This window comes from Bartonella sp. AA86SXKL (assembly GCF_042196885.1).
In genome coordinates, this window is the sequence record NZ_JBHIRE010000029.1 from 1 (window position 1) to 9,970 (window position 9,970).

At 36.9% G+C, this 9,970-nt stretch carries 6 protein-coding genes; all 6 read right to left on the reverse strand.

Annotated elements, in window-relative coordinates; translation table 11 throughout:
- Positions 1–1,764: 1,764 nt before the first annotated feature.
- A complete protein-coding gene (locus ACFIO5_RS08490) occupies positions 1,765–2,391 on the reverse strand; it encodes a DNA-3-methyladenine glycosylase I (RefSeq protein WP_375618649.1) in 627 nt (208 codons plus the stop codon).
- A complete protein-coding gene (gene xseA, locus ACFIO5_RS08495) occupies positions 2,369–3,799 on the reverse strand; it encodes an exodeoxyribonuclease VII large subunit (protein ID WP_375637105.1) in 1,431 nt (476 codons plus the stop codon). The genes ACFIO5_RS08490 and xseA overlap by 23 nt, the downstream gene beginning before the upstream one ends.
- Positions 3,800–4,200: 401 nt before the next feature.
- Entirely contained in the window at positions 4,201–5,832 is a 1,632-nt protein-coding gene (locus ACFIO5_RS08500; protein WP_375633885.1) for an ABC transporter substrate-binding protein, read from the reverse strand.
- A gap of 899 nt (positions 5,833–6,731) precedes the next feature.
- Positions 6,732–8,363: an ABC transporter substrate-binding protein gene (locus ACFIO5_RS08505; protein ID WP_375701317.1), complete on the reverse strand. Its 1,632-nt coding sequence runs from the start codon at positions 8,361–8,363 to the stop codon at positions 6,732–6,734.
- 359 nt (positions 8,364–8,722) lie between these two features.
- Complete coding sequence (locus ACFIO5_RS08510) at positions 8,723–8,911, reverse strand: hypothetical protein (RefSeq protein WP_375633886.1); 189 nt, start codon at positions 8,909–8,911, stop codon at positions 8,723–8,725.
- Between the two features lie 376 nt (positions 8,912–9,287).
- On the reverse strand, positions 9,288–9,970 hold a 683-nt coding region (locus tag ACFIO5_RS08515; protein WP_375684202.1), incomplete at its 5' end, for an ABC transporter substrate-binding protein.

The following is a 9,970-nucleotide window of genomic DNA, read 5'->3' on the forward strand; positions in this document are numbered from 1 at the left end:
ATTGCATCAAGATTCCAAGCCATCACAAGGGTATCAGCCGGTGTTTTTGCTGAAGCTTGTTGTGCAACCATCGCCAATGCCATAAGAACAGAAACAAGAGAGCTGCTACTTTTCAATATTGTTTTCTTCAAGTTCATGAACTTTTCCCTTTATTTATTTTTATCAATTAATGACGCTGAAATAATATAGCAAATTTATAATTATAACATTGAATAAATACGTTCTAATCGCCTATATTTCTAATCACCTACACAGAATCATCTACTTGATAAAGTTCATTGACTTACGTCTCAATAAACCATAGCGAACATGCAATATATGTTTTGCTAACCAGTATTACATTCTTTTCATAACCTCTTTGCATATGATAATGCACTATATCAGTTCCCTATTAATCATCAATAAGCCTTGTCGCCCAAAAAAAATAGTGAGCTTAAAAAAAATCATTACGCAAAAATTTATGAATTCATTATTCTATTCCTTTAAGCGACATTTAAAATAAAATATGCAAACTTTAAAAATAGTCATCCCCCTCAAACACTCAGTTTCAAGATGCGGCGCATCTTTACTACATGACCAAAACGACACTGAAACAGCAGAAAGACATAAGAAAGTATCTTTTCTAAAACGCTACCCCCCACAAAAATCTGCTTAATCTTTTGAAAACTAAGTGTCAAAAGTTTTACGTTTTTACCAACAAAACCAAACGCGTTAACAAAGATAAAGGAAAAATGAGAAGAATCATTCCTTCCACGCTTTATCTTTTGAGAAATAAAGCTTACAATAAAAGAATATACACTAAAATGCATCCCCCCATTGATAAAAACAAAATTTATTAGACACTTCCCCCCCAAAGACATAACGAATATAAAACCTTCTAAACTTTAGTGTGCATCATTGCTTTACCACTATAAAAATAGAACAGAAAGCAACATACCGCAACAAAACTCTCGTTTCCAGCGGAAACATACAGAGATTCAACGAAGCAATGCAGTGAATACCAGTCTTTCTGAGCTTAAGTATCCTCCCAAAACTGGAGCTCACACGCAGCAAAATTCCTCTCTAGTGAAGGAAAGTTATCAGATAATAAAACCTAACACAAGCAGCTTGAGTCATTTAACTTCAATTTTTCATCGCTGCATTTCATTTTATATTGCCTAGGTAAGCATTGGGCAATCGACCTACATATAAATAAACCAACAGTCATACAAGCAAAGTAAAACAATGCAACAACAGCACCCCATCTAAAAACCACTTTGCATTCGTCAATAAACATGAATAAAATATTCATTAATTATAACGGTCATGTCACTAACGGAAATAAAAACACCTCTTCTGAACCATTACAAATGCTAAAGACTGTTGAAACATTGAGAGCTAGTAAATGTGTGATGGTGCCGATCTTCTCCTTCATAAGCGTAAAGATGGAGTGCACGATGGATTTACTGTCATAGTATTCATGAGCTGCGTCGCAAAATGGGCTTTGGTGTAACTAGATGTTTCTTTAAAACATACAAGACATTACCATTATCTCACTTCAGATACATAACAGTTAAGATATCACTCCTTTTTGCGTCTGTTTTTTCATCCTCAAAATTATACCTTTATCGTTTTTAGTGCCAACAACAATAGAAAATCATTAATATTGTATAGTTTGTATATTTCAATTATCTTATACAGCGGAATTGTATAATTTATACATTTATTAAATAATTCAATTATTATCCTATTAATCATTATTCTTACAAAAGAAAGTTTGCCAATTTATCGACAAAAACATCCTTCAAGATGATCATTAACAATTCCTACGGACTGCATAAAAGCATAACAAATTGTGGGGCCAACGAATGTCCAACCACGTTTCTTCAAGTCTTGAGAAAGACGAAAAGAAGCAGGTGTCATAGGGTTAGCTAACAGTGTTTGAAAATCTATTTTTTCATAACGCTCCGATTGTGGTGGTTGAAAAGACCAAAAATAGTGGGACAAACTCCCCCACTCTGTTATAATTTCTTGTGCTCTCAATGCATTATTAAGCACTGATTGAATTTTTCCTTGATGGCGAACAATGTCTTTATTCTGCATTAACATTTGCACCTTTAGCTCATCATAATGAGCAATCTTTTCAAAGTCAAAGTGATCAAATGCAACGCGAAAAAAAGAGCGTTTTTTTAAAATTATAAACCAAGAAAGCCCTGCTTGGAAACCTTCAAGACAAATTTTCTCAAACAAACGAATATCCTCAAAAACAGGCTTTCCCCATTCGGTATCATGATAAGCACAATAAAGTGGATCCGTTCCAGCCCATGCGCAACGAACTTTTCCATCCACTCCCTTAAGAAGACCTTCCACAAGCATGGCATTAACCGTATTAAAAGAGAGTTCCTTGATCATCGCTTGGCGACTTTATCTGCTTGTGTTTTGATCTTTTAGCGGAAATAGGCTCTTGTGTTGCAACACTGATATCTCCATCAAAAAAGCGTAAATTTATTTGCCCTGTTTCAGGAAACTGAACCAATCGTTTAATGGGCTTATGATCTTTCCCCAAAGCCAAAACAAAACCGCGCTCCAAAATATTCTGATATGAAGTGCTTCTTAAAAGCCTAGATACTACCTCTAACCCAGCACGTTGTTTTTCCACACTACGCACAAAAGCACGCTGAAGACGTGCCGTATATTCCTTTGTATTGCGTTGTTCTTTTTCACTATTTAACAAACGCGGTGAAAGACGCACACCAAGTGCATGAAAAGAAAAACGTTTTTTATCGTAGCTTACACAAAGAGCACGCTGCAATCGACTTGAAGTTTCATCCAAACCACGCCGTGGTAGAGCAAAAAGTTGATCGGCAGTCGGAAGAGCTCGTAGAGTAGCACGCAATTTTTGTCGATAAAAATCCAAATAACGCGCGAGTCCCTTGCGCAAACGTGCATCAAGCGATGCCACCAGCACCTCGAGATCAAGCTTAACAGGAACAGCCCGTTCTGCTGCGGCGGTAGGAGTTGGAGCGCGCCAATCAGCCACATAATCAATCAAGGTCCAGTCCGTTTCATGCCCAACAGCAGAAATAACAGGAAGAGAAGATTCATAAACAGCACGAACAACAGCTTCGTCATTAAACCCCCACAAATCTTCTAAACTTCCCCCTCCCCGTGCAACAATAATAAGATCAGGTTTTGGAATAAGTCCACCTGGACCAAGAGCATTAAAACCTTCAACAGCAACAGCCACTTCCCTCCCACTTGTTCCCCCCTGAACACGTACAGGCCAAACCAAAATATGCAACGGAAAACGATCGGATATACGATGAATAATATCACGAATAACAGCACCTGTTGGTGATGTTACAACGCCTAAAATTCGAGGCATATAAGGCAAAGGTTTTTTCTTTTCTTCATCAAACAAGCCTTCTTCTAAAAACTTTTTCTTACGATTTTCAAGAAGTGTCATCAAAGCACCAACCCCCGTTGGTTCAAGAGCCTCAATGACAATTTGATATTTCGATGACCCTGGATAAGTTGTAAGTTTACCAACAGCAACTACTTCCATCCCTTCTTCAGGAGGGAATTTGAGCTTTTCCATAACTCCACGCCAAATAACAGCTTCCAACCGTGCCTTATCATCTTTTAAAGCAAAATAAGCATGTCCCGAAGCATGAGTACCACGGTACCCTGATATCTCCCCAAGCACCCGTACATAACCAAACTTTTCTTCAACAACACGCTTTAGAGCCCCTGCTATTTCGGAAACAGTGAATTCTGCCACATTTGTTACACCTGTTTTTTCACTAAACAAACTTACCATTTTTCAATTCTTTACGCCCGTTTCTGTGAATCTTTTTGAAACAACACATCTTTAAACTTTTGATTTATAGCTTCATCAAAATACCCATAACACCGGCTAGAACAGCTTATATTTTTAATTTCAAATCGATTATCAGGGTTGTAAAAAAAACTTGAAGCCGTTGTATGGGGATGTCTAGAGTCATTATTTCATCCGAAAATTGTATCAATAGAAGTTAAAATATTCAATCCTAACATCCACACAAAAGCATCTTTCATAAGAATTCCTGAAATAAAATTCTCGATACAACATAGTAATCCATTCCCGATAAAATTCAACGTATTGCAAAGTGTTAAAGAGCTTTGCAATACATCAAATATATCATGATCATGTTTTTTATATTTTATAAACTTGATACCTTCTTATTTTTCAATTGCACTATAAAAAATACGTGGTGCACTATTCCACACCCATTTTTTAACATCAGGTGTCATAGCAATAATATTATATGTCTGATAGATAAACGCATAAGGTCCTTTTTGCATTAATTCACGCTGTAAATCAGCATACATTTGTGCCCGTTTCTGTGGATCTTTTTGAAACAGAGCTGCCTGAACCTTCTTATTCATATCTTCATCCAAATAGCCGTGGCACCAACTAGGATAGCCTGTATTTTTAGCCTCGAACCGATTATCAGGATTTGAAATAAAACGTGAAGCCATTGTATGAGGATCCGCAGAAGAATTATTCCATCCTATAAAAATTGTATCAAAGCTACGTGCATAAAGTTTGGAAAACAACTGTGTACCGATAAAATGTTCAATCTTAAAGTGCACACCTATCTTTTTTGCATTATCCTGGATAGACTGAGCAATAGGCAAAGCAAAAGGATAAGGAGATTTTCCTGCAAAAATATTGGCCTCAAAACCATCTGGATAACCCGCTTCTATTAAAAGCTGCTTGGCTTTTTCAAGATCAAGTTTAAAGGGTTGCCCTTCTTTTTCATCCAAAGCCCCAAAATTACCAAGAGGAATAAAGCTTGCCCGTGGAATGCCAACATCTTTAAGAAGAGTCTTTCCCAGAGTGTCATAATCGATCAAATAACGCATTGCCAAACGCACCTTTTCATTGGCAAAAATAGGATTCGTTGTATTGAACCCCCATACTATCAGGGATGGAACTAACACTTTTTCAATTTTAATATCTGTTGTTTTTTGGAGATCTGCTATATTCTCTGGCGTTAAATTACGTGCCACATCAATATCGTGTTTTTCCAACAACAAACGTTGTGTTCCAGGCTCAGCAATATGACGAATTAAGATCTTCTTCAATTTGGGTGCCTCTCCCCAATAAATGGTACTTGCACGCAACAAAATCCCTTCTCCAGGACGCCAACTTTCTAACTGATAAGGACCAACACAAGCAGCGTGACTTGCCAAATAGCGATTTCCCATATCACCATCTTGTTCGTGTTTCATAAGTGTCTCACGATCAAGCAGAGCAACAGTACGATTCCTAGAAATATTGCTCAGAATAAGTTCTGCTGGATAAGGTTTATCAAATTTCATCACCACTGTTTTCTCATCGGGGGCTTGAAAAGCCTTATCAACATTTTGTTCTGTGATACCATATTCATTAAAAGTTGCCGCATTAGATAGCTTCAATTTGACAACCCGCCTCATTCCCCAAACAAGATCATGAGCACCAGCAAACCGACCATCATTAAACTTCAAATCATCGCGCAAATGAAAAGTAATCACCGTACTCTGATCATCGCTTACAACATCCCAACTCTTTGCCAAAGAAGGAACGATTTTAACTCCATCATTTTTAGCAGAATCAACCAAATTATCACAAACATTGATAACAATTTCAGCTCCATACCGGTCATTGAGCTGCGCAGGATCAAAATTACTGATCGCATCAAGATCCCAAGCCATCACGAGGGTATCAGCAGGTGTTTTTGCTGAAACTTGCTGCACAAACATCCCAAAAGTAATAAAAGCAGAAATAAAACAACTGCTCCTTTTAAATATCTTTCTTTTTAAATTCATAGACTTATCTCTTTAAAGTTTGTTGTATAAATTTTCCTTGCAACAGTAACGTGCAAAAATAAAAAAAATCAGGCTTTTAAAGCACACCTCCTAAAGATAAAATATCAAACCCTTTAAACAGCAGGAGCAACCCCTTGAGCAATATTGGTAAACTAAAGCAAAAGAGACAACGAAAAATGATCTGATAAACAATGAATAATACCACAAATGACAGCGCCTGTTGGTGATGTCACAGCACCAATAACTTTGATCATACAAGCCAAAGATTTTTTTATCGCATCAAACAGGACTTCTGCTTTAAAAGTCTTTTTCCTATTTTCTCAAAAGAGTTCTCAGAGAACCAACTTCAGTTGCTTTAAAAGCTCACTCATCCTTCGATATTTTGACAATCCTCATAAGTATAGTTTCTAACCATGGACATTCCTCTCCTTCCTCACAAGGACATTTGGACTTTCCAGGACCCATATTAAAGGGCAGTCTCAGCATCTCATCATTTTTTAAGGAAAAGCGGTATAATTTGAAGCACCAGCTCCACAATAATCCCATATTCCCCCAACGCACCTGCATATAACTAACTTTTTTCTCAATAGCACATTTTAAGGTTCCTCACTTTTTCTACAAAATACTAAATTCTGCTCATATTCAGTATGCCCATTTCTTTAACCGGCAAATTTATTATTTTTTTCTTCACTTAAGATTGAAATCTACAATCTTAATATCTATATATACTTGTTCTATAAAAATGCATAGTCCCTCTCTAAAGAAGAGTATCTTCGAGTTACTCTATAATGCACTTTACCGATAAACTTCGATATTTTGCAAAGCTTTAAACTCTATGCAAAACACCGAAGTTATTATCATCACATTCACTGTTGTATATTACAACATTTTAAACGTGCTTATTTTTCAATGGCATTATAAAAAATACGTGGTGCACTATTCCACACCCATTTTTTAACATCAGGTGTCATAGCAATAATATTATATGTCTGATAGATAAACGCATAAGGTCCTTTTTGCATTAATTCACGCTGTAAATCAGCATACATTTGTGCCCGTTTCTGTGGATCTTTTTGAAACAGAGCTGCCTGAACCTTCTTATTCATATCTTCATCCAAATAGCCGTGGCACCAACTAGGATAGCCTGTGTTTTTAGCCTCAAACCGATTATCCGGATTATAAACGAGACGTGAAGCCATTGTATAAGGATCTGCAGAATCGTTATTCCATCCCATAAAAATTGTATCAAAGCTACGTGCATAAAGTTTGGAAAACAACTGTGTCCCTACAAAATGTTCAATCTTAAAGTGCACACCTATTTTTTTTGCATTGTCCTGGATAGACTGTGCAATAGGTAAAGCAAAAGGATAAGGAGATTTCCCTGCAAAAATATTGGCTTTAAAACCATTTGGATAACCTGCTTCTGTTAAAAGCTGCTTGGCTTTTTCAAGATCAAGTTTAAAGGGTTGCCCTTCTTTTTCATCCAAAGCTCCAAGATTACCAATGGGAATAAAGCTTGCCCGTGGAATACCAACATCTTTAAGAAGAGTCTTTCCCAGAGTGTCATAATCGATCAGATAGCGCATTGCCAAACGCACCTTTTCATTGGCAAAAATAGGATTTGTCGTATTGAACCCCCACATTATCACAGATGGAGCTAACACTTTTTCAATCTTAATATCTGTTGTTACTTGGAGATCTGTTATATCTTCAGGCATCAAATTACGTGCCACATCAATATCGTGTTTTTCCAACAACAAACGTTGTGTTCCAGGCTCAGCAATATGACGAATGAGAATCTGCTTCAATTTTGCTTCCTCTCCCCAATGATAGGAACTTGCACGCAACAAAATCGCCTCTCCAGAACGCCAGTTGACTAATTGATAAGGACCAACACAAGCAGCGTGACTTGCCAAATAGCGATTTCCCATATCACCATCTTGTTCGTGTTTCATAAGTGTCTCACGATCAAGTAAAGCAGCAACACGAGTAGTAAGAATATGGCCAAGGATGATCTCTGCTGGATAAAGCTTATCAAATTTCATCACCACTGTTTTCTCATCGGGGGCTTGAAGAGTAGAATCAATATTTTGTTCTGTAATTCCATATTCGTTAAATATAGCTGCTGCAGACAACTTCAATTTAACAACCCGCTTCATCCCCCAAACAAGATCATGAGCACCAGCAGGCCGACCATCATTAAACTTCAAATCATCACGCAAATGAAAAGTAATAACTGTACCCCCACCCTCATTTGAAACATCCCAACTCTTTGCCAAAGAAGGCGCTATTTTAGCTGCATCATCTGTAGCGGAATCGATTAAGTTATCACAAATATTAGCAATAATTTCATTGCCATAACGTTCATTGATCTGCGCAGGATCAAAAGTCTCAATTGAATCAAGATTCAAAGCCATTACAAGGGTATCAGTAGGTGTTTTTGCTGAAACTTGTTGCACAAACATCCCCATTGCAAGAACAACAGAAACAAAAGAACTGCTCTTTTTCAATATTTTTCTTTTCACGTTCATAGAATTTTCCTTTTAACGTTATTGTATAAATTCCCCATGCAGCAAAACGTGCTTAATAATTAAGTTTAGACAAACTATAGGCTTCTAAAAACCAAGTTTTAAAATCTTTAAGAACAAGCACCTCTTGCCAATGGCTCCTCCTGCCTACACTTATAAGCCAAACCAAAACATACAAAGAAAAACACTCTGATATACAATGAACGCTCACCAACAATAGAGCTTATTCACAATATCATAACGCCTACTATTGAAGACTATAAAAGCAATATTTTTTCTCTATCTTGTTAAGCAAGCTTATCTCTTATTTTTTCCGGTGTTTTGTATATCATCAAAGCACTACCCCTTTCGGCTCAAGTGCCTTAATAACAAAGAGCCTTCATAATAATTTGACGATTTGATAAAACAGGAAAATTCGTTAGTTTGCCAAATGCAACGACTTTTATTCCTTCTTCAAAAGGAAATTTAATTTTTTCATCACTCCCCATAAAACAGCACCCTTCAATTGGCATCTCATCATCTTTCCAAGCAAAAGAAAATATAAACGCCATAAAAAACTGATATCCCTTGTTTACCCACCCATAACAAAATTTTCCTTCAACATCGCAAACCCTTTGCACCTTTAGCACTACTAAATTCCACAACATTTGTTACACTTCGTTTCTTTATGTTATACTCAGTTTTTTAACAAATAAATTGACCACTTTCTAATTCAGAGAAATTGAAATATTCAATCTTAGTATCCACATAAATACACCTCTAATGAGAATGAAAAATATCTTTAAACGAATGTCTTGAAAAGACATTCAACAATATATCACGCATTACCTATGATCTTCGACGCATTGCAAAGCTTAAAATTTATACAATACGCCGAAATATATCATGACGATGCCCTTTATCTATTGAACAGCATTGAAGACACTCTTATTTTTCAATTTTACTATAAAAAATATGTGGTGCACTATTCCAAACCCACTTTTTGATATCAGGCGTCATCGCGATAACAGTATATTTCTGAAAGATAAACGCATAAGGTCCTTTTTGCATCAATTCACGTTGTAAATCAGCATAGAGTTGTGCCCGTTTTTGTGGATCTTTTTGAAACAATGCATCCTGAACCTTTTGATTCATCGTTTCATCCAAATACCCATATTGCCAACTAGGATAGGCGGTGTTTTTTGCCTCAAGCCGATTATCTGGATTATAAACAAGACGTGAAGCCATGGTATGAGGATCCGCAGAATCGTTATTCCATCCGACAAAAATCGTATCAAAAGCCCGTGCATAAAGTTTAGAAAACAACTGTGTACCGGCCATCCGTTCAATTTTAAGACGCACGCCCGCCTGTGCAGCACTATCTTGGAGTGACTGAGCAAGTAACACCCTATAAGGAGCATTTGATACGAGAAAATTTGCCTCAAATCCATTCGGATAACCAGCTTCTGCTAAAAGCTGCTTGGCTTTTGCAATATCAAATGTAAAGGGTTGCCCTTCTTTTTCATCTAAAGCCCCAAAGTTTCCAAGAGGAACAAAACTGGCCCGTGGAACACCAACACCTTTGAGAAGCTTCTTGCCAAGACCTTCATAATCTATGAGATAGCGCATCG